Genomic DNA, 22091 nt, shown 5'->3' on the forward strand with positions numbered 1-22091 from the left:
CTTTTCTTTTAATAAAATTATATGAAATAAAATGAACTTTTTAAACAAACAATATACGCAGGAAGGTCTGAAGTTAGCACTTCCTGTAATGCTGACACAGGTTGGACAAGTTTCTGTAAACTTGTTCGATAACATTATCGTTGGTAAACTTTTAGGGGCTCAGGCTTTGGCTTCTGTATCTTTGGGAAATGCATTATTCTTTTCCATTTTCGTACTGGCCTTAGGATTTTCTTTCGCCATTCCGCCTTTGGTTTCGGAAGCTAATTCTCAGAAAAAACACGATGTAATTAATTCTGTTTTCAGACACGGATTTGTCATTAATCTCGGAATCGGAACATTACTGATGATTATTTTGTTATGCGGACTTCCATTGATTTATCATATGGATCAGCCTAAAGAAATTATCCCGAATACAATAAGTTTCCTTAGCATAATGGCATTTACAATGATCCCGTTTATGATGTTCCAGACTTTGAGAGAAGTTTCGGAAGGTTTGTCGTTTACAATTGGGGTAACCAAAGCCACCATTATTGCAAACATAATTAATATCGTCCTGAACTATGTCTTCATAAAAGGGATGTTTGGATTACCGGCAATGGGCGTTCAGGGTTCTGCATTAGCAACCTTGATTGCCAGAATATTTATGGTGGTTTTCTTGTATTTTGTTTTGGTAAAAGAGCCCAAAACAAGACGTTACATTAAAGAATTCTCTCTGAAAATCAGTCTTTTCACAAAGGAGATGTTCAACAAAATGTTCAAGCTTGGCTTACCTACAGCTCTTCAAATGTTCTTTGAGGTAACCGCTTTTGCCGCTGCTGCTTTCATTTGTGGATTGATAAGCTCTACGGATATTGCTTCGCATCAGATTGCGTTATCTATGGCTTCGTTTACATTCAATCTTTGTATTGGATTCAGTGTGGCTTCTACGGTTATGATTGGTAATAAAATGGGTGTTAAAGACTTTGACGGATTGAGAAAAATCGGGATTAATAATTTCAAATTAACCTTAATTTATATGGGCTTCTGTGGATTGATGTTTATTCTTTTCAGAAATGTTCTGCCCCACTTTTTCACAAAAGAAAGCGATGTTCTGGTCATCAACTTAGCTTCTAAACTGATGATTATTGCCGCACTTTTCCAATTGTCAGACGGAATTCAGGTGACAGCTTTAGGTTGTCTCAGAGGGATTCAGGATGTGAAAATCCCGAGTGTCATTACATTCTTAGCTTATTGGGTTTTCACAATTCCGGTTGGTTATCTTCTTTGTGTGACTTTGAAAATGGGAGCATTTGGAATGTGGATTGCGCTGGGAATCGGATTGACGATTTCTGCGATTCTTTTAGTGATTAGGTTTTTGAGGTTGAGCAAGAGGAAAGCTTTAGCTAATAATGGGGAATTAATTGCTAAATGATTCTTCATAAATCCCTCGCAGATTTAGCAAATTTTGCAGATTCCTTTTTTTAAATATCTGCTTTATCTGCCTAATCTGTGAGACTACTTTCACCAAAGTCAATTCATTAAGCTGATTATAATTTGTGACTTTACGTGAAAAACCTATTTTAAATTTTTAAATTTGCAACACAAAATTTCGAAATGAATATTAAACAAAATATACAGTCAAAAATAACCGAAATCATCGCTCAGCTCTACGGAATCGAAGGCGTAACGCTAGAAGTCCAGAAAAATAAAACCGAGTTTGAGGGAGATTTCACCATCGTTATTTTTCCTCTGGTGAAACAGGCGAAAAAAAGTCCGGATGTTATCGGAAACGAATTGGGTGAAGAAGTAAAAAATCAAATTGATTTTGTTAAAAACTTCAACGTGGTAAAGGGTTTTCTTAATTTGAAAATCAAAGATCAATTATTCGCTGAACAATTATCTGAAATCAGTAATGATTTTGATAACATAACGCCGAAAAATCAAACGGTAATGGTGGAATATTCTTCGCCAAACACCAACAAACCGCTCCATTTGGGACACATTAGAAATAATCTTCTCGGTTTTTCTGTTGCCGAAATTCTGAAAGCGGACGGCTATAATGTTATCAAATCTCAAATCATCAACGACCGTGGGATTCATATCTGCAAATCTATGTTGGCTTGGGAGAAATTCGGGAACGGAGAAACGCCGGAATCTACTGGCTTGAAAGGCGATAAATTGGTCGGAAACTATTACGTAGAATTTGATAAATTATATAAATCCGAAATCAAGGCAATGGTTGCTGACGGCATCGACGAAGAAACAGCGAAAAAACAAGCGCCATCTATCATTGAAGCGCAGGAAATGCTTTTGAAATGGGAACAAAACGACCCGGAAGTTCGCAAACTTTGGAAAATGATGAACGAATGGGTTTATGCAGGATTTAATCAAACTTATTCCAGATTGGGCGTTAATTTTGACCAGGTTCAGTATGAGAGCAATACTTATATTCTTGGAAAAGATTTGATTCAGAAAGGTTTACAAGATGGGATTCTTTATAAAAAAGAGGACGGTTCTGTTTGGTGCGACCTGACAGACGAAGGACTTGACCAAAAATTGTTGCTGCGTTCTGACGGAACTTCGGTTTATATGACTCAGGATTTGGGAACAGCTGTGGAGCGTTTCAAAGATAATGATATTCAAAAACTAATTTACACTGTTGGAAATGAGCAAGATTATCACTTCCAGGTTCTTTTCAAAATTTTGAAAAAATTGGGCTACGAATGGGCTGACCAGCTTTATCATTTATCTTACGGAATGGTAGAATTACCGGAAGGAAAAATGAAATCCCGTGAAGGAACAGTGGTTGACGCTGATGATTTGGTTCAGGAAATGTATCAAACTGCAAAGGAAAAATCACAGGAATTGGGCAAGTTAGAAAATTTGAGTGATGAAGAGAAAGAGCGTTCTTATGAAACTGTTGGATTGGGTGCTTTGAAATATTTTATCCTGAAAGTCGATCCGAAGAAAAAAATGCTTTTCAATCCTGCAGAAAGTATTGATTTTAATGGAAATACAGGACCTTTTATTCAATATACTTATGCGAGAATTCAGTCGCTTTTGGCTAAGGCTGATTATTCTGCCAAAGAAGATTTGGGGACATATCTTCCGAATGAAAACGAGAAGGATTTGATTATGCTTTTGTCCGAATCCAAAGATGTTGTGAGCAAAGCTGCGGAATCTCTAAGTCCGGCTCTGGTTGCAAATTATGTTTATGAATTAGTAAAAGCTTACAACTCTTTCTACCAAAACAATCCAATCTTGAATCAGGATGATGAGCAGGCAAAACAATTCCGTCTTCAGTTGTCTGACCTGGCTGGAAAAACAATTAAGAAATCGTTATCTATGTTAGGAATTAATGTAGTGAATAGAATGTAAAATTCGCTTTTAAATAAATTAAAACTCTGCTTTTGGGCGGAGTTTTTTTTGTTTCTACTCTTCCCTAACTGTATATTTTTCAAGAATATAATAAGTAAGCGGACGCAGATCACTTCCGTTTTCCGGATTGATTCCATTATCTGTAAAAAACTCTACTTCGTTCTGATACTTAGAATACCAAATATTTTTAATAGAACTAATTGTATCAGGCTGAGTTATCTTTTTGAAATTAGCCACTTTTTTAGGATCAATTGCAATTAAATTATTTTTAGTCTGATTACAATCTTCCGGAACATATTCTTTTCCATTCCAATACATACACTGCTTCGTTGCAGCTAATAATCCTAACCTATTTCGATTAGTTTCTATTTCTGGTTTCTTTTTATCTGCTTTATACATTTTATTTCCAACAAACAAACCGCCACAAAGAATTGCCCCAACGATTCCTAAGTTGCTATGTTTAGTCAAAAATTCCGGAATATTAAAAATAGGATTATTAGTTACTGTAATAAATATTTTAGAAAATTTCTCTGAAATCGATTCTTCATCATCGTTAATACTAACCTTTACTGTTGTTGACTCGCCAGTCGTTTTTGTTAATGTATAGTTCTTACAAAAATCATCGTAATCTTTATATCCCACATATTTACTTAATTGGTCCAATGTAATACCATCAATATAACGATCCTTATTTTTTTGAACTAAATCTGTATAATACCTTTCAAACATCTTATCTGTTTTTGCAGATCCAAATAAACCTTCAAAATGAGTACTAAGATATCCGGCAAGATAATTTTTGCTGACATTTTCTTTTCTCAACTCTTTTTCTGCTTGCTCAAAAGCTGTTTTAACTAAAGTTTTCTTCTTTTCATACATATACTTTAATTGAAGAATTAATTCCGTGTCCAAATTAGACAAATCCCTGTCTGAAAAATTACGGTTTTCCATAAAAATGATACAATCCATGTCCAAATCGTGTCCAGCTTCTGTCTAGGAAAAAAGACCCTATTTGATTGAAATTTGTAATCAGAAATCAGTGATAAACAAAACCTTACAAAAACAAAGTTACAAAACTGGTTTCAAAAAACAACCTGATAAGACGGAGGACAATCTCTGACTTGGGAAGCAGAAATTTCTCTTCCGTTTTTGAAGGTTACTTCCCAAAAATTTAAGAAGCGCTTCTTTTTTCAAAACTGTGTAAACCTGCTCGTGATCTGTTTCGCGGGGAAGAACACGAATGTCAATTTTTAAATTTTTAAAACAATGCTAAACTTACTTTTAATATTATTAGGATTGATTTCAAATCCTTCAGACTCGAATAATACGTATAATTGTGGAAGCGACGGGAATACTACTACAGCTTCAGCACCACAACCAAATCCAGGTGATACGGGTGGAGATGAAGGACATACTCCGAGAAAATAATTATTAAGGCAGTAAACGTTTACTGCCTTTTTGTTATATTTAAAAATTTCAACAAATGATACAATTACTTTTAATTTTATTAGGATTGGTTTCAAATCCTTCTAATCAAATTTCAACCAATGACGGAAATTCCACTATCTCAACCCAACAGTCTCTTGTGGGCGATACGGGTGGAGAAGATGGACATATCCCAATTAAAAAATAATTTATTTTAATAAGCGAAATTATATAGTTTCGCTTATTTTTTTTAATTTCGGGATAAACTAATAATCTTGAAAAGTTATATTTTTTTTCTATTTGTATTCATTTATTCTTGTTCAGAGAAAACATTTTCCGATACAAAACCTGTCAATAATTTTTACGAAAAAGCTTGGGAATATCTTGACAAAAGAGAAAACATAAACGCTTTTATTGAGTTTGAAAAAGCAAAAGATTATTTTCTGAAAGAAAGAGACAGCTTTGGAATAGGAAAATGTTTAATGAATATGGCAATCATTCAAGAGAAAATGGGAGATGGTTTTGGCAGTCAGGAAACTGCTATAAATGCTTTATCTTATTTTAATGAGAAAAATATTGGCCATCAAGATTATCTATCAACAAACTATAACACTTTAGGAATTACGGCCAGCAAATTAAAAAACTATAATAATGCTGTAAAATTCTATAAAAAGGCATTGAGTTTTACCACAAATCTACAGGACAAAATAATTTACCAAAATAATTTAGCAAATAATTACACCAAGAATAAAAATTATCATCAAGCCATAAAGATATTCAGTAATACGTTAAAAATTGACAATCATAAAGATGTTAATTATGCAAGAACATTAACAAATTTAGCAAAAACAAAATGGCTTCAAAACCCCAGTTATAATCCAGTTACAGATTTTCAGAAAGCATTAAAAATTAGACTAAAAGAAAAAGACCTATGGGGATTGAATTCGAGTTATGCACATCTAGCAGATTATTATTCAAATAATAAAACGGATTCAGCATTATTTTATGCTAAAAAAATGTATTCTGTTGCCAAAGAATTAAAAAGTCCGGATGATCAGATTGAAGCTTTACAAAAATTAATTTTTCTAGAAAATCCTCAAAACTCAAAAAGATATTTTACCGTTTATCAAAAACTAAATGATAGTCTTCAAACCGCAAGAAATAAAGCTAAGAATCAATTTGCTCTCATCCGATATGAAACTGAAAAAAACAAAGCTGATTTTCTGAAGGCAAAAGCTGAAAGTGCCGAGCGACAAAATCATATTATTCAGCAATATATTGTGATTGGCATCGTAATATCATTATTGATTTTATCAACTTATATATTCAAAAGAAGACAGAAAAGACTTCAGCAAGAAAAACTCTTAGAAGTAAAAAACACAGAACTAAAAATCTCCAAAAAAGTCCACGACAAAGTTGCCAACAGAATTTATCAATTGATGTCACAAGTTGAAAATACAGAAATAATTGATAAAGATTCTCTTCTGTTCGGATTGGAAAATGCGTACGAAACTTCCAGAGATATCTCTTATGAAAATAAAGACATCAACGAAAATCAAAGTTTTTCTGAACAGCTTTATAATATGCTGAATTCTTATTCTTCAGACGCTGTGAAATTTATTCCCATCGGAAATAATGAAAAACTCTGGGAAGGTGTCAGTTTTCAGAATAAAACAGAAATTTACCTGGTTCTTCAGGAATTGATGACGAATATGAAAAAGCATAGCCAAGCGAATATCGTTTCCATTAAATTTTCTAAAGACAATTCGAGAATAAATATCTCATATACAGACAATGGAATAGGAATTAAGAAACTTTCTCCAAAAAATGGTCTGCAAAATATGGAAAACCGTATTAATGCTATCAAAGGAACAATTATTTTTGACACAGAAACAAATAATCTATTGAAAATCAACATTTCATTTCCAGTCTAAAATAATACCTATGTTTACAAAAATTCTTATTGCCGAAGATTACGAAAGTTCTAATATATCTGTCCAAAAAGCATTAGAAGACTTAAAAATTGCCAATCCAAAATATGTAAATTATTGCGATGATGCATTTAGCAGAATCAAAATGAGTTTACAAGAAAACAATCCCTTCGAACTACTGATTACAGACCTTTCCTTTGATGAGGATCACAGAGAACAGAATCTTAAAAATGGTCAACAGCTTATTTCTGCAGCAAGAGAACTTCAACCAAATCTGAAAATTATTGTTTTCTCCGTTGAAAAAAAGGAAGTTATTATTGAGAAACTTTTCAAGGAACAGCAAATCAATGGTTATGTAAAAAAAGGCAGAGAAGACGTCAAAGATTTGAAAAAAGGAATAAGAGCGGTTTATAACAATGAAAAATATATTTCTTATGATTTGAAAACGAACAGCTCTGAAAGAAATTCTTTCGAATTCTCTGAATATGACATTCTAATCGTTTCTTTATTAGCTAACGGCATTCTCCTTAAAAACATACCTGATTATTTGAAAGAAAATAACATCAAACCGGCAAGCATGAGCGCTGTTGAAAAAAGATTAAAAGAAATTAAAGAATCTTTGGATATCAATAGCAACGAACAGTTGATTGCTTTTTGCAAAGATTTTGGGATTATCTAATCTACTATAATAATCACTTTTAATTAAAAACTTTCAAATTGATTTTGAAAGTTTTTTTGTTTTTACGGATTTCCGTAAAAAAAGAATTTGAGACAGGGCTACTTTTGGATTGTTAAACAAGTAAAAAAATAACAATGGGAAAATTCATAATTACAAAAAGAAAAGACGGAGAATATCAATTCAATTTGAAAGCTGGTAACGGAGAAATCATCCTAACAAGTGAAGGTTACAACACAAAAGCTGGCTGTAAAAACGGAATAGAATCCGTAAAAATTAATTCACAAATCGATTCAAGATTTGAAAGAAGAACTTCGACAAACTATAAAGATTACTTTGTTCTGAAAGACGGGAATGGAGAAATAATAGGCAAAAGTCAATTATATTCTACAAAACAAGGAATGGAAAACGGAATTGCTTCTGTAAAACAAAATGCACCAGTCGCAGAAACTATTGACGAAACAAATTAATAACTATGGAACTCAAATTAAAACTAGAGCAACTGCATCAACGTGTCAATGGACTCAAAGACCAAATACAAACCGAAGAAGCAACAAAAACAGCTTTTGTAATGCCTTTTATCCAGATTCTTGGTTATGATATTTTCAATCCTACAGAAGTAATCCCGGAATTCATTGCGGACATTGGAACCAAGAAAGGCGAGAAAGTAGATTTTGTTGTAAAGAAGGATAACGAACCAATTCTAATTATAGAGTGTAAAAGTTGGAAAGAAAATGCGGATGCGCACAATTCTCAGCTTCATCGGTATTATCACGTTTCCAAAGCCCGATTTGGAGTTTTGACTAATGGAATCATTTACAATTTCTACACTGATTTGGAGAAGCCAAACATTATGGATGAAAAACCATTTTTCACAATCAATCTTGATGATTTGAAAGACAGTTCCATCAAAGTTCTTGAGAGTTTTACAAAGTCAGGTTACAACCTTGAATCGATTTTGGACTCTGCGGAAGCTCTGAAATATATCAAAGCCATAAGAAAAGAATTCGAAAAAGAAATTGAAACCCCTTCTGATGAAATCGTAAGATTATTGGTCAATCGATTTTTTGAGAGACCACTAACAGCAAATAGAATGGTTGCTTTTAAAGAATATACCAAAAGAGCTTTAAGCCTATCAATTTCAGAATCTATTAGTTCCCGTTTAAAATCTGCTTTGGTTATTAATGATAATATCGAGACAGAAAAAACAACTGTTTCTACGACAAACATTGATCAGAATAATGAGACTTCAAAAGTTATCACTACAGATGAAGAATTAGAAGCTTTTCAAATTGTAAAAGCCATTTTACGCGAGAAGATCTCTGCTGAAAGAATTGCTTACAGAGACACACAATCTTATTTCGGGATTCTGTTGGATGACAATAATAGAAAGCCAATTTGCAGATTTCATTTCGGAGCTAATAGAAAATTAATTGAGTTATTCCATAACGGGAAAGATTCTGGAGAGAAAATGAATCTTGGTTCTCTAGACGAGATTTATAATCACAGAAGCGAACTTCATCAAACCATTGAAAATTATAATTAAACGACTATGAAAAAACTACTTTTTACTTTATTGACATTAGGATTATTAATCCCAACAACTTACGAAGCTTCAGCAAAAAATTATTCAAATACAGAATTTTTTGCTAAAAGACAGAAGAAGAAAAAATCTTCTAAAAAGAAAAAAACATCAAAATCGTACTCAAAGAAAAATAGCTGTACATACAACGGTTATCCGTTAGAAGTGGGACCAAGAGGCGGATGCTATTATTGGTCAGGAAACAGCAAAGAATATGTGGACAGAAGCTACTGTTCAGGATGTAATTAGGTTTTTAACACTTTAGAATTTGACTATGAAAAAAATAATTTTATTTTTTATAATCTGTTTATCATTTAATTCCTGTTCTAGAAGCGGAGATTCAGATGGAGATTCAAACAGAAGATGTACTTATAATGGACACACATTATATGTAGGAGAAAAAGGTGGCTGCTATTATTTATCCTCTGGCGGAAATAAGGAATATGTAGACAAGAGCTATTGCTCAGGATGTAATTAGCGATGGAAGCAAATAATTCTAAAAATTTCAAACGATTAGAAATTATCTACAAAACTTTTTTTTCTTTTTGTGCACTTTGCTGTTTTTTCGCTATTCTTCCTTTGCCACTATCATATTACACATTTCTTAGAATCATCGTTTTCATTGCATCAGGAATTGTGGTTTATTATTTCGGGAGACAGAAAGAATATCATTGGTTAATTGTTTTCGGAATCATCTTGATTTTATTCAATCCGATTTTTCCCATTCATCTTTATCTCAAAAGTCTCTGGATTCCGATTGACATTGTAACGGGGATTTTATTCTTGCTACTGGTCGTCATCAGATTAAAAAAGAAAGAACCACCTCAGGAAATCATCCCGGAAAAACCGACTCCAAAAAAAACATTCAGCAGGGACAGAATCATTAGAACTTCATCAAAAAACAATAATAACAATGAATGAAATTATAGAACCAACCGAAAACCTTAAAGCCCATTTTTTAAGGCTTTATCAAATGGCACTTTGTGATGACAATTTTAGTCCACTTGAACTGAAAGCGCTTTACAAATCGGCCGAAGAAAGAGGGATATCTCCTAAAAAATTAGACGAAATCCTTTTGAATCCTATCAATTCAAAAATCGTGATACCTGAAAATATCGAAGAAAAAATCGATTATCTCTACGATTTAACAGTAATGATCTGGGCTGATGGAATTGTTTCTTCCAACGAGAGAACTTCCTTGGAAAAATACGTCCTGATGTTCGGATTTATGGAAGAAAATGTATTACAAATCGTGGATTATCTCATAGATTCTGTAAAAGAAGGAAAAAGTAAAACTGACATTTTTAACGATTTAAAAAACTAAATTATGACCAGTAATATCAAAAACATTTTCAGGCTGAAACCTGTTGCAGTTGAGAAAGAAGAATCTCTTCTTAAAATTGTAGAAACCAACAACAATGGAGAAATAACGGAGGAAAGCAGAAAGAGAACCTACCACGAATCTGGTTATAGAGATAGCTCTCGCAACAATGGAAACCACACCGCTTTATCGATTTGTCTGGACGCCATCTATTCCAAATTTCAGAATGAGGAAAAAGAATTGGCTGACAAACAAAATAAACTGAAAGAGCCTTACATCAACGAGCAAAAAAATAAAGAAACCGAAATCAAAGGTCTTACCATTTCTCTCGATAATAAGGAAGAGCAAATCAAAGAAATTCAGCAAAACGTTGACACAGTTAAGGATAAAATTGAAACTTTGAAATTCGAAATTAATGATATTCCGAAAAATCCGGAACAGTATCAGATCAATGCAAGCAAAGGCGCTTCTACAAAATTTTGGATTGGGCTATTGCTCTTGATTCCAATCAGTTTATACCTGTTTACATTTTATATTTCAACTTCCTTCTCGGCGTTCTTTAAAACATTTGACCCGAATGTGAGCATTATGCAAAGTGTTTTAGATGCACAAGCATTCAACAAGGCTTGGGATGAAGGTCTGTTGGAAGGTGCTTTTGTGACTTTGATTCCGTTTGTTTTCCTCGGTTTAGGTTACTTGATTCATATGTTTGGAGAAAACAAAAACTGGCTGAATTATGTAAAAATGTTCCTGCTTTTTGTGGTGACTTTCGTTTTCGATGCCATTCTTGCTTATGAAATCGAATCTAAAATCTATGAACTTAATAAAACTTTCGATTCTCCACCTTTTGATTTGTCGATTGCTTTTACGAAGAATCAGTTTTGGGGAATCATTTTCGCCGGATTTGTGGTCTATATTATTTGGGGATTGGTTTTCGATTTCATTATGAAAGAACATAAAGAAAAAGATAAAATCAAACACGAGCAAATCAAAAAACAAAAAGACATTCTTGTTCATCAGGACCGCATTACAGGATTTGAAAAACAAATGGAAGAAATCAAAAACGGTATTGCAAGCATCAAAGAATTAATCATCAAAGCCCGAGGAAGAATCGAAGAACTCCAAAATATTATTGATGGCGTTATCATTCCTACCAAAGAATACAAATCTTATGCTTCGGAATATGTCCAGGGCTGGATTACATTTATTGGTGAAAAATTAGCTGTTTCTCATCCTGTAAAGCAAGAAATGATAGAGGAATGCAAAAATCAATACAATTATAATCTGAACAAAGTCGGCGCCAATTCTGACAGCCAAAACTCTGTTTACGTCTCTGTTTTATAAACTAATATTATGAAAAAAATATATTACTTATTAATTGTTTCATTATTTTTTATTCAATGTAAAAAAAGTGAACCAAAAATTGATGATGGTGGAAAAATCAATGATTCGATTGCCAATAGCAAGAACTTAAATGTTAGTATTCTCATCGACCTTTCTGATAGAATCAACCCGGAAAAATACCCAAACCCATCAATGGAATATTATCAACGGGATTTGGAATACATCAAAGCGATCAAAAACGGTTTTATTGACCACGTTAAAAGTAAAAAAGTAATGCAACTGAATGACCAGATGCAGATATTCTTCAATCCAGAACCTTCCGATTCCAAAATCAACGACTTTGCAAAGCAGCTGAAAGTTTCATTTGATAAGAATACTTCTAAAGAAATTATCAATCTCATTGATGAAAAATATTCTACCCTGCCTGAAAAAATTTACCAGTCAGCAATTCAGGACAAACAATATGTCGGTTCCGATATCTGGGGATTTTTCAAAAATAAGGTCAATGATTATTGCATCAAAGACAAACATAGAAACATTCTTTTTATTTTAACAGATGGTTATATGTTCCACAAAGATTCTAAATTCACAGAAAATGAAAAAACCTCTTATCTCACGCCAGAATTGGTAAAATCCTTAAAGTTGAATACTTCCGATTTCAAAACTAAAATCACTGACAAGGGCCTCGGATTTATCAAAGCCAATGATAAACTCACTAATCTGGAAATTGTAGTTCTAGGAATCAATGCGGAAAAGGGAAATCCATTCGAAGGTGATATTATCAAAACCTATTGGGACAATTGGCTGAAAGAAATGAATGTAGCTAAATATCAGGTTAAAGATGCTGATTTACCGACAAATCTTGAACCTATAATTAAAAATGTAATTCTGAATAAATAAAACATATTTCTTTTATTCTTGAATGAGTTTTCAAAATATTGAAAACTCATTTTTTTACTTCAATACTAATATTACAAAAAAAATAACCAACTGAAATTCAGTTGGTTATTTAGTTACGATGTAGACCCACAGGGATTCGAACCCCGACAGGCGGTACCAAAAACCGAAGTGCTACCGTTACACCATGGGTCTGTCGTTTATTGTGGTGCAAATGTACAGCTTTTTTTTTAAGTTCCAAATTTTCTTCGAAAAAAAATGCATAATTTTATAAAATAATTTTTCACACATCCCAATGTTAATCGACCTTTCCAAAGCATCACCAATCAGCCAAACCTCATCTAATGAATTTGAAACCAAAGTTTTAGACTTCATAAAAGAATGGTTTTCGGAGTCAAAAACAGTGAAAATTCAGAGTTCTGGTTCTACCGGAATTCCAAAAGTTTTTGATATCGAAAAATCAAAAATGTTGAACTCGGCGGAAATGACTTGTGATTTTTTAGGTTTGAAAGAAGGTAATCTGGCTCTACTTTGTCTTCCGATTGAATATATCTCGGGAAAAATGATGGTCGTAAGAAGTATTTCGAGAAAACTAAAACTGAAAATAGCACCAACTTCTATTAATCCGTTAGAAAATATCCTTGAGGAAATTGACTTTTGTGCAATGACGCCTCTACAGGTTGAAAATTCTCTGGACAAAATTCAATTGATTAAAAACTTAATTATTGGCGGTGCATCAGTTTCTGAAACTTTAAAGCAAAAAATCTCCCAAACTCTAACATCCTCAAACTCTCAAACCAAAATATTTGAGACTTACGGAATGAGCGAGACACTGTCTCACATTGCTTTAAAACAGATTTATCCAAATCAGGAAGATTGGTTTAAAATTTTTGATGGCGTGGATATTTCTCTGGATGAAAGAGGCTGCCTGAAAATATTTGCTCCAAAACTGAATTCGGAAGTTTTGCAGACCAATGATTTGGTGGAGATTAATGCGAAAAATCAATTCAGATTTCTGGGAAGAATTGATAATGTGATCAATTCCGGAGGTGCAAAGATTTTCCCCGAAGAATTAGAAAAATTAATCAAACAAAACATTCCCAATGAAGTTGTTTTCCTCGGAATTGAACATGAAAAACTCGGACAAAAATTAATCCTCATAATCGAAGGAGAAAATAATGAACACTTAAAATCTAAAATTTATAATCTAAAATTTGAAAAATCGTTTCATAAGCCAAAAGAAATTATTTTTGTAGAACAAATCCCAAGAACGCCCAACGGAAAAGTGAATCGTCTTGAATTAAAAAAATTGATTGTCAACCAATGAAAGATTTTTCTACCGAAATCAGTTACAAAACATCCCGCTCTTCCGGAGCTGGCGGACAAAATGTGAATAAGGTGGAAACAGCCGTGACAGCTATGTGGAACGTAATGGAAACCCAATTTTTCTCTTTTGATGAAAAGCTGAGAATCTCGGAAAAACTGAAAAACAGAATCAATTCTGAAGGTCTCCTTCAAATGACCTCATCGGAGAGCAGAACTCAGCTTCAAAACAAAAAAATCGTGACTGAGAAAATGCTGGAACTGGTTGAAAAATCACTCTTTGTTCCCAAGAAACGACTGGCTACAAAACCTTCAAAAGGTCAAATCCAAAAACGTATCGACAACAAAAAGAAATTGTCTGAGAAGAAAGAGAATCGAAAATTCAGGTTTTAAAATCCGAAAGCTTTTCTATTTCCTGATTAATTCTCTGAGTATATTCATATTGTTTCTCACGAATTCTTCCGTGATTAGTTACCGTTTCATAATCCTGCTGATAATCCTTGTAATCATCATAAATATTAGTGTAATACTTTTGAAGTGTTTTAGCATCTATCGTTTTGTTGCTGATTAATTTTCTAAATCTTCTTGCAAACAATTCAGCAATATCAAAATGACTCTGCTCGTGCATTAGAATCAAATCCGTTTTGTAGTCATTATGTGCCCAAGATTTGGAAGGCACAAAAAAAGATTCAATCTTAACTTCTTTGGAAGTGAATTTTTTGGTTGGACTGTTCAACAAATAGGAAATTCCGCAAAAGGTTGTCGCGGCGGCTTTGGAAGTATTCGGTTGCGTTTTCGATTGGAAATCTTCCCAAATCAACTTTCGGTTTTCATTCCAAAAAATCTTATCCTGAGCATTTGTCAATCCAATGATAAACAGAAAAATAAGTGCTAAAAATGGTCGTAACATATCTCTTAGATGTTTTTTTTCAATTAATGTTAATTTATTTCCACAAAAAATGTATTTTTACCTCCCTCATTTTAAAAAATGGAAAAAGAGATAAAAATCAACTTTGAAGTTATCCCGAGTTACGAACAACTCAACGATATAGAAAAAACACTTTTTGATAAAGCTAAAACCATTCGTGAACAAGCTTACGCGCCTTACTCCCATTTTTTTGTTGGTTGTGCGCTTCTTTTGGAAAACGGCGAAATAATCACAGGAAGTAACCAGGAAAACGCCGCATATCCTTCCGGTTTGTGTGCTGAGAGAACGACTATTTTTTGGACTTCGGCAAATTATCCAGATGTGAAAATCAAAAAAATATTTGTGATTGGCGGACCAGAAGATGCTTTAAGTTCCATTCCAATTCCACCTTGCGGCGGCTGCAGACAATCTATCCTGGAATATGAAGCTAAGCAAAAAGAAAAAATCGAAATCTATTTTGCCGCACCAAACGGAGAAATCATCAAAACAAAATCTATCCGAGACTTGTTGCCTTTCTCATTTGACGGAAGCTTTTTGTAATTTTTAGGCGCAACAAGCTGGTGGCTTCGGTAGAACATCCCAACCTGCTGTCCACTATATCTTTTTTGTCATTGCGAACAACGTGAAGCAATCTGTTCAACTTTTCAACAATCGCAATAACAAAAAAGGATGCCGTTCCCATCAGGGCTAAGTTGACATTTTGTATTTCTTTTCAACAATTAAAATTTCAACAATTAAAATCTCGCGAACTTGGCAGATTACGCGGATTTTACATCAAAAACAAATCTGCAAGATTAGCTTAATCTGCGAGAATAATTTTCTTTGATAATTATCTCTGTTTATAAATTCATCTAAACGATTTAAGCAATACCTAATAAAATCGAAAAACCCATTCAGAATCCTGAAAGGGCTTTTCTTTTAAAATGTAGATATGGATATGAAAATTTGGTTATTAGTTTTTAATCACTTTCTGAGTAGTTTTTCTACCATTTTCCAATTGGATTTCTACAACATAAACACCTTTCTCCAAATGTGAGAAGTCAATTGTAGAATCTGATATCAGTTTTGCATTTACATTTTGCCCTGCAAGATTGTAAACCTTATGAGTTTTGATTTTACTTGTTGATTTTATATTCAACATATCTTTCACAGGATTTGGATAGATAGAAACTATTGTATTTTTAACATCTGCAACACCTAAAACAGTTAATTCTGTTTCCTGAGATTTATCCGAATACTTCTTCGCAGCATCAATAGATTTTACACTCCAGAATATTTTGGAAGGTAAATTAGTTTTGTCCAAATACCAGCTTTTTGTCGTCACAATATATTTTGCGATGTCAGCTTTTCCGGTTTCTGAACCTACAGATAATTCATATTGAAGAGAGTTTTCCGGTGTTTTATCATCCGTTGCTCCGGACCAAGTGAACTTGATTTTACCGTCACTATCTGTTGCAGTTAAAATGGTTGGTGCATTTGGTTTTTGATTCGTGACTGTTGTTTTATTTTTGAATAATTTGGTGTAAGGCAACAAATCTTCATCAGCCCAATCAAAACCATTGGCTAGAATATCAAGATTCCCGTCGTTATCATAATCAAATACAGCTAAAGTTCCTTGGCTTCCCAAATTGTAAAGGTTCGCATTTTCATCTTTCTCAAATTTCTGAAGTTGAGGATTGTAAAGGAAAATTTTAGAATAGGATTCATAATCATTATCTCCAATGACAACAAAATCATAATATCCATCATTATTGAAATCACCGACTTCTACTCCACCACCAGACAATCCTTCGTCCTCGATTTTATTTTCAGTAAAATTTCCTTGGCCATCGTTAATGAAAACCGCCAGATATGGGTCATAATTTTCATCCTGACCTGCAACTACGAAATCCTGAAAACCATCACCGTTGAAATCCGCAAAAGACATTTTGCTGTCACTCACTGCTGGAAGTTCAGACTTCTGAACTAAATTTCCATTTTCATTAATATAAACAGAGAAAGTTCCTTCATAACCGGCATTATATCCATTGACAATTAAATCCAGTTCGTTATCATTATTAACATCAATCACTTTGAAACTTCCGTTTTGTGTTCCTGCCGCCCAAGCTGTATTTTTCTGAAAACCATTTGAATTATTAAGATATAAATCTAATTCGTGTGTAAAACCAACGCCTTCGACATACTGCGTTCCGTTAACTGCATAATCCTGTTTCCCATCGTGATTGAAATCGAAAACATCCAAACCTCCATAGATTTTTCCGGCTGCATTATCCATCAAAGTGAAACCAGAGCCTGTATTTTTCCATCGGTATTGCTGATAATTCACGGTGTCTTTATAACTTAATCCTGTGGTGATAACGTCCAGAAACCCATCATTATCAAAATCAATAAATTTAACCGCACTCAAGTGAACCGAATTGTCTCCAAATTCCTGAACGGAAGAGAAAGTTCCATTGGTATTTTTGTAAAGACTATTGGAAGTTGAATCCACATTAGTATCTCCGTCAGAGTCTATCGCGCCAGTGAAGAATATATCCTGAAATCCGTCATTATCAACATCTGCAACTGCTGCTGCAGAATAGAAATAATTTTTAAGATTGGGCTGAGAGATTTCTTCAAAACTTTGTGCGTTGCTAATCATAGCCGATAACAGAAAAACAGAAATGTAAAACTTTTTCATAATATTTATTTAGAATAATTAAAAATTACTTCACAAAAATATAGACTTAGCCTTACCAAAAACTATTTTGGAATATGATATTTATCTTGTTTTTGGGAAAATTAACCTGGGTTCAGAGAATAAGAATTATGAAATTTCAAAAATTCTACTCTCTTCATTGATGCGTCTCACAACGTTTTCTGTTCGTTCTTTGTGTGTGTCCGTAATGAAAATCTGTCCGAAACTTTCCTTATTTACCAATTCAATTAATTGAGAAACTCTGGTGTCATCCAGCTTATCAAAAATATCGTCTAAGAGGAGAATCGGAGACTTTCCTGTCAGTTCTTTGATTCGGTTGATTTGAGCAAGCTTTAACGAAATTAAAAATGATTTCTGTTGACCCTGTGAGCCTATTTTCTTGATTGAACTCCCATTCATTTCGAAAATCAAATCGTCTTTATGAGTTCCTTTGGAAGTGTAAGTTAAAGCTCTGTCTTTATCAATAGAGTTTGATAAAAGTTCTTTGAAAGTATTATCAAAAAGATGAGATTCATAAATCACGTTTACGATTTCCTTTCCACCGGAAATGATTTCATAAAAATGCTGAACGATTGGATTCAGTTTTTCAACAAACTCTTTTCTTCTCTCGAAAATCCTTGTTCCGAAATTTGAAATTGGGTCATCATAAATCTCCAAAGAATCTTTATCAAACGTTCTGTTCTTCGCGAAATATTTTAACAAAGCATTTCTCTGCTGAATGGTTTTCTGATACTGAATCAAATCAAAAAGATAAGAAGAATCGGTTTGGGAAATCATCGCATCCAGAAACTTTCTTCGGCTTTCTCCAGAATCGGAAATCAAATTGGAATCGTAAGGCGAAATCATCACACTTGGTAAATAACCAATGTGGTCAGCTAATCTGTCGTAGCTTTTATCATTCTTTTTAATGACTTTTTTAGACTCTTTTGGCTGAAGAATTTTAATAATGTCTTCTTTTTCTTCATTTTGTATTTCGGATTCAATCACGAAGAAATCTTCGTCAGATTTCACATTATTAAGGTCAGAATTTCCAAGGAAACTTTTTCCAACAGACAAATAATGAAGCGCATCCAGAACATTAGTCTTTCCTACTCCATTATTTCCTACAAAACAATTGATTTGAGGAGAAAATTCGAAAGCTCTTTCCGAGTGGCTTTTGAAATTGATGAGTGAAAGTTTGTTGACAATCATTTACTTGAAATTCTTTACTAATTTTAATAAGTCAGCGGGGTCTTTTCTTGTATCCCAAATAAAAAGAATTTCAACAGAGTCATCTTTTATTTTATATAGAATATAATAATCTTTAATGAGTTTTCCACGATAAACATTGTCCGAAATAGAAATGCCCGAATGAGGAAAATCTGCAATTTGTTGAGCGGAAGTTTCAAACAAAATATTCAGTTTTTGTGAATAGCGTTTAGATTTATTTCTCTGTATCCAATATTTCAAAATCTCTTTTCGGATTTCCATTGCAACTGGCGACCAAATTAATCTTTTAGCCATTCTTCAAAATATGAATTTACTTCTTCATTGGTAAAAGTTTGCCCATTCTTAATTTGTTCTTCGCTAATTTTTAGAATATCTAAAATTTCAGCAGGTAATTTTACTTCCTCTTCTTTAAAATAGTTTTCAACTTCCTCTTCAGTCATCGGTTTTTCAGATTCGTAAATGGATGGAGATTCTGAAATAATATCGGGAGATTTTGATTCAAAATTTTTGAGGAAAGCGGATAACAAATAATAATTATCGGATTCACAGATTTTCTGAATCAGTTTTATTTTAATATCATTCATATTTTCCATCACTCAAAAATTTCAGTAAAGATAAAACTAAATAACAACAAAATCAATTTCCGAAATTCACAAAATGCGGGATATCCGTCGCAAAACTATTCATCGGCAAAAGATTATTTCGATTGCTGTTAAAATCAAAAACAGAATTGTTATCAAACGGAACCCGCGGATAATAGGTAAACGAAATCTGAATCCTGTTGAAAACCAAATAAGGATTATTAATCAAAACGCCTATTCCGATTTTTGTATTGGCTTTTGTTTTCATTAGTCTATCATCAGGCATTCCAAGCCAGCCAACAGCTGTTGTTAGGTATGGACTAAAATGAAAATTCTTCCAGGTTTTGTTTACGAAAAGCTGAAGCTGATATCTCAAGACTAATTTTTTTGTCCCTATATAATCTACATTGTAAACAGGAAAATCTTCTGCAGCAGAAAGATTGATTCTGTCTCTGTAAGAATAATTATGCTGAGGATTTCCAAGCGCTAAAGTTGGCGAAAAGAAATGTCTGACTTTAGCAAATTTCCAATTCATTAGATTAGTAAAATAGGTACCATCAAAACGGAAAGATTCGCGATTTTGACTGTCTTCATTAAAAAATCTTCCAAACTGCGCTTTTACACTGAAATAGCCTAATTTCGTAAAATCTCCATAAGCTCCAGAAATGCCTGCATAAGGCATCATCTCGTTACTTCTTGACAACAATCCTGCTGTTATGTTGAATGAATTTCCATAAGCAATATCCTCTGGCAAATCATATTGGAAAATATTTTTTTGAACCGAGAATTTTCTCTGTATAAATCCAGCTGACATCAAAAAACTACTGTAAGAGCGGAAATATCCAAACTGGTCAATATAAGGACTGTCTTTGTACTGATAATTCTGGAATCGCCCTATCAAAGCAATGTTGCTGGAAACTCTCTCTTCTTTGTTTGCCGATACCGGAATCTGATAACCGCCCCACAAATCCTGACTGTAAACTTTGATTTGAACTTCAGGAAAAGTTGTTTTATTTTCCATTGGCAGCAAAACATTTCGCATAAAATATTCGAAAGTAAAACCACCTGCCCACTTGGTCAATGGTGAGAAAAAATCTCTTCGGGCGTTTAGATTGATTCGTTCATTTTTCCAAAAATCCCTTTCTCCTAAAACCTGAGCATTGATATAAGAGCCGAAAAGATTATAAGCCGTATAACTTCCGTACATATAATCTTGCTTTTCCTTGGAATCGTTTCTGTAAAGAAAATCTGCCTCGTGACCTAAACCGAGAAAATTTTCTTCTGTCACACCTAGTCCAATTTTACTTCCGGAATAATTGAAGCGAGGTTTCAAACTCCAAGAATCCAAAACTTTCACAACGACATCAATAGAGTCATTAGAACTATTTTCTACTGCAATATTAACTCTGTTCACAAAAGGCATTTCTCTCAGCAAACGTTCAGATTCGTAGAGTTTTTGGGCATTATATTCCTCATCCTTTTTGAAAAGCAGATAATTATTAACTGTCGAAATTCTGGTATTTGAATGAAGATGATTCGTAAACCAATCGTACCATTTGGCTTTCTCTTTTTTCTCTTTGGTGTTATATCCGAAAGGGTCAATCGTCTCAATCCTGATATTTCGGATATATTTTCCATCATGGGTTTCCTGAACTTGCTTTTCAGTTCTTGATTTAACCGAAGCCGAATCTGCCTCACGACGAAATATGAAACGATGAATGAATTTGGTAAATCTTCTTTTGTCCGAGAACTCTTCAATTTTATAATAAATAGAATCTTTTTTCTCCTGCGCTTGCACAACGGAAAAGAAACTTGAAAAGAGAATAATCAGGAGAATAGATTTGTTATTGAACATTCGGAGATTTTAACAAAACTGCAATATCAATTTGTAAGCCAAAAGACACAACAAAGGAAGTCCACTACAGCTTTCGACCCAAAAACTAAAATAAGCTTCACGATTATTATTTTCTGAAAAATAAATTAGTAAAAATGTGATAATTGTAGTCAAGAAAAAACACAACGCAAAAACTAAATCCAAATAGAAAATACTTAACAAACTTGAGATAAAAACTAATGAATAAGCTAAAAATTTGGTCTTCTGAACACCAATCAGAATCGGGAAAGTCACCACATCATCGCTGTTCATATCTCGGATATCAAAAGGTAAAACCAAAGCCGAAATAAATAACCAGGTAATCATAAAAATCTCCCAATCAAATTCCGGAAGAATGAGCCAGGAATTGATTAAAGCCCAGGTTAATCCAACATAAAAAACCTTTAGCAAAGGAATTTTGCGTATAAATTTTTCCAAAAAAAAGGAATTGTAAAGCAATCCGAGAATAACAATAATTGCCCATTTCAAAAGTCGTACTTCATTATGATTTTTTAGAATTAGAATCACACTGATAATGCCACAAATACAATTGAAAATCAGAATTTTGAAGAATATTTTCTTATCGTATTGATATTTGGTGTAAAGGTAGCCACTGAAATAAGTAATAAAAATGAGCAGCAGGCTCGGCCAACGGAATATACTTTGCTCAAGCATAAAAAATGCAGCCAAAAAAGTCCCCATTAATGAAACATAAATCTGACTGTCGATGAGATATTTTTTTGCTAAATTTAGAAACAACATTGATTTAACAAATGTCGGAAAAAATGTTCTAAATAAAATCTTCGAAATGCCAAGAGCTTGTTTAAAAATAAAAAACCACATAGACACATAGAAAAAATAAATTATTTGTCTTGAAAAGATAAAATAGAAATAAATGTCTAACTATTTAATCTTAAAATTTGAAAAAAACTATGTGCCTATGTGGTTA

At 33.2% G+C, this 22091-nt stretch carries 24 protein-coding genes and 1 tRNA gene; 16 read left to right on the forward strand and 9 right to left on the reverse strand.

The genetic code is table 11. From position 1 onward, the window contains the following. The first annotated feature begins 31 nt into the window (after positions 1-31). Together KI430_RS07720 and argS are read left to right on the forward strand one after the other, a co-directional pair. Positions 32-1411 (forward strand): MATE family efflux transporter, encoded by a 1380-nt coding sequence (locus KI430_RS07720; RefSeq protein ID WP_248877850.1) that lies wholly within the window; start codon positions 32-34, stop codon positions 1409-1411. Between the two features lie 182 nt (positions 1412-1593). Further along, entirely contained in the window at positions 1594-3357 is a 1764-nt protein-coding gene (gene argS / locus KI430_RS07725) for an arginine--tRNA ligase (RefSeq protein ID WP_248877851.1), read from the forward strand. Positions 3358-3411: 54 nt separating this feature from the next. Here the strand turns inward: argS and KI430_RS07730 are convergent, their stop codons facing one another. Beyond that, on the reverse strand, positions 3412-4233 hold the full coding sequence (locus tag KI430_RS07730; protein ID WP_248877852.1) for a hypothetical protein: 822 nt from the start codon (positions 4231-4233) through the stop codon (positions 3412-3414). A gap of 387 nt (positions 4234-4620) precedes the next feature. Here KI430_RS07730 and KI430_RS07735 point away from each other — a divergent pair, with 387 nt between their 5' ends. The 11 genes from KI430_RS07735 to KI430_RS07785 all read left to right on the forward strand — a co-directional run bounded on the left by KI430_RS07735 (position 4621) and on the right by KI430_RS07785 (position 12533). After that, a complete protein-coding gene (locus tag KI430_RS07735) occupies positions 4621-4782 on the forward strand; it encodes a hypothetical protein (RefSeq protein WP_248877853.1) in 162 nt (53 codons plus the stop codon). A gap of 55 nt (positions 4783-4837) precedes the next feature. Next, entirely contained in the window at positions 4838-4987 is a 150-nt protein-coding gene (locus KI430_RS07740) for a hypothetical protein (RefSeq protein ID WP_248877854.1), read from the forward strand. 67 nt (positions 4988-5054) lie between these two features. Then, the gene (locus tag KI430_RS07745; protein WP_248877856.1) at positions 5055-6713 is read left to right on the forward strand and encodes a tetratricopeptide repeat-containing sensor histidine kinase; all 1659 of its coding nucleotides are present in this window, start codon (positions 5055-5057) and stop codon (positions 6711-6713) included. Between the two features lie 10 nt (positions 6714-6723). Beyond that, a complete protein-coding gene (locus KI430_RS07750) occupies positions 6724-7389 on the forward strand; it encodes a response regulator (RefSeq protein ID WP_248877857.1) in 666 nt (221 codons plus the stop codon). A gap of 134 nt (positions 7390-7523) precedes the next feature. Further along, a complete protein-coding gene (locus tag KI430_RS07755) occupies positions 7524-7856 on the forward strand; it encodes a YegP family protein (protein WP_248877860.1) in 333 nt (110 codons plus the stop codon). Between the two features lie 5 nt (positions 7857-7861). Further along, complete coding sequence (locus KI430_RS07760) at positions 7862-8932, forward strand: type I restriction endonuclease (protein WP_248877862.1); 1071 nt, start codon at positions 7862-7864, stop codon at positions 8930-8932. 6 nt (positions 8933-8938) lie between these two features. Beyond that, entirely contained in the window at positions 8939-9217 is a 279-nt protein-coding gene (locus KI430_RS07765; RefSeq protein WP_248877864.1) for a hypothetical protein, read from the forward strand. Positions 9218-9448: 231 nt separating this feature from the next. Next, positions 9449-9889 (forward strand): energy-coupling factor transporter transmembrane protein EcfT, encoded by a 441-nt coding sequence (locus KI430_RS07770; RefSeq protein ID WP_248877866.1) that lies wholly within the window; start codon positions 9449-9451, stop codon positions 9887-9889. Further along, positions 9882-10292, forward strand: a complete 411-nt coding sequence (locus tag KI430_RS07775) for a hypothetical protein (protein WP_248877868.1) — start codon at positions 9882-9884, stop codon at positions 10290-10292. The genes KI430_RS07770 and KI430_RS07775 overlap by 8 nt, the downstream gene beginning before the upstream one ends. A gap of 3 nt (positions 10293-10295) precedes the next feature. Then, complete coding sequence (locus KI430_RS07780; RefSeq protein WP_248877876.1) at positions 10296-11633, forward strand: coiled-coil domain-containing protein; 1338 nt, start codon at positions 10296-10298, stop codon at positions 11631-11633. A gap of 9 nt (positions 11634-11642) precedes the next feature. Next, positions 11643-12533 carry a hypothetical protein gene (locus KI430_RS07785; RefSeq protein ID WP_248877877.1) on the forward strand — a complete coding sequence of 297 codons (891 nt, stop codon included), beginning with the start codon at positions 11643-11645 and terminating at the stop codon, positions 12531-12533. Between the two features lie 121 nt (positions 12534-12654). Here the strand turns inward: KI430_RS07785 and KI430_RS07790 are convergent. Continuing rightward, positions 12655-12725, reverse strand: a tRNA-Gln gene (locus KI430_RS07790). A gap of 100 nt (positions 12726-12825) precedes the next feature. Here KI430_RS07790 and KI430_RS07795 point away from each other — a divergent pair. Together KI430_RS07795 and arfB are read left to right on the forward strand one after the other, a co-directional pair. Then, entirely contained in the window at positions 12826-13857 is a 1032-nt protein-coding gene (locus KI430_RS07795) for an AMP-binding protein (protein ID WP_248877878.1), read from the forward strand. Continuing rightward, positions 13854-14246 (forward strand): alternative ribosome rescue aminoacyl-tRNA hydrolase ArfB, encoded by a 393-nt coding sequence (arfB, locus tag KI430_RS07800; protein WP_248877879.1) that lies wholly within the window; start codon positions 13854-13856, stop codon positions 14244-14246. Before KI430_RS07795 ends, arfB begins: the two co-directional genes overlap by 4 nt. Here the strand turns inward: arfB and KI430_RS07805 are convergent. Further along, on the reverse strand, positions 14236-14763 hold the full coding sequence (locus KI430_RS07805) for a hypothetical protein (protein WP_248877880.1): 528 nt from the start codon (positions 14761-14763) through the stop codon (positions 14236-14238). The genes arfB and KI430_RS07805 overlap by 11 nt on opposite strands. 78 nt (positions 14764-14841) lie before the next feature. Here KI430_RS07805 and cdd point away from each other — a divergent pair, with 78 nt between their 5' ends. Then, complete coding sequence (gene cdd, locus KI430_RS07810) at positions 14842-15321, forward strand: cytidine deaminase (RefSeq protein ID WP_248877882.1); 480 nt, start codon at positions 14842-14844, stop codon at positions 15319-15321. Positions 15322-15733: 412 nt separating this feature from the next. Here cdd and KI430_RS07815 read toward each other — a convergent pair whose 3' ends face one another. The 6 genes from KI430_RS07815 to KI430_RS07840 form a co-directional block, all read right to left on the reverse strand. Then, positions 15734-17461 (reverse strand): FG-GAP-like repeat-containing protein, encoded by a 1728-nt coding sequence (locus KI430_RS07815; RefSeq protein ID WP_248877884.1) that lies wholly within the window; start codon positions 17459-17461, stop codon positions 15734-15736. Positions 17462-17587: 126 nt separating this feature from the next. Continuing rightward, positions 17588-18670 (reverse strand): DNA replication/repair protein RecF, encoded by a 1083-nt coding sequence (recF, locus tag KI430_RS07820; RefSeq protein WP_248877886.1) that lies wholly within the window; start codon positions 18668-18670, stop codon positions 17588-17590. Continuing rightward, positions 18671-18982 carry a type II toxin-antitoxin system RelE/ParE family toxin gene (locus KI430_RS07825; RefSeq protein WP_248877888.1) on the reverse strand — a complete coding sequence of 104 codons (312 nt, stop codon included), beginning with the start codon at positions 18980-18982 and terminating at the stop codon, positions 18671-18673. It abuts the gene before it with no gap. Further along, complete coding sequence (locus KI430_RS07830; RefSeq protein WP_248877890.1) at positions 18967-19272, reverse strand: hypothetical protein; 306 nt, start codon at positions 19270-19272, stop codon at positions 18967-18969. The genes KI430_RS07825 and KI430_RS07830 overlap by 16 nt, the downstream gene beginning before the upstream one ends. A 52-nt stretch (positions 19273-19324) precedes the next feature. Further along, the gene (locus tag KI430_RS07835; protein WP_248877892.1) at positions 19325-21124 is read right to left on the reverse strand and encodes a hypothetical protein; all 1800 of its coding nucleotides are present in this window, start codon (positions 21122-21124) and stop codon (positions 19325-19327) included. Between the two features lie 9 nt (positions 21125-21133). Further along, positions 21134-21904 carry a hypothetical protein gene (locus KI430_RS07840; RefSeq protein WP_248877894.1) on the reverse strand — a complete coding sequence of 257 codons (771 nt, stop codon included), beginning with the start codon at positions 21902-21904 and terminating at the stop codon, positions 21134-21136. Positions 21905-22091 lie beyond the last annotated feature (187 nt).

It is taken from the genome of Epilithonimonas zeae (genome assembly GCF_023278365.1).
Lineage (GTDB): Bacteria > Bacteroidota > Bacteroidia > Flavobacteriales > Weeksellaceae > Epilithonimonas > Epilithonimonas zeae_A.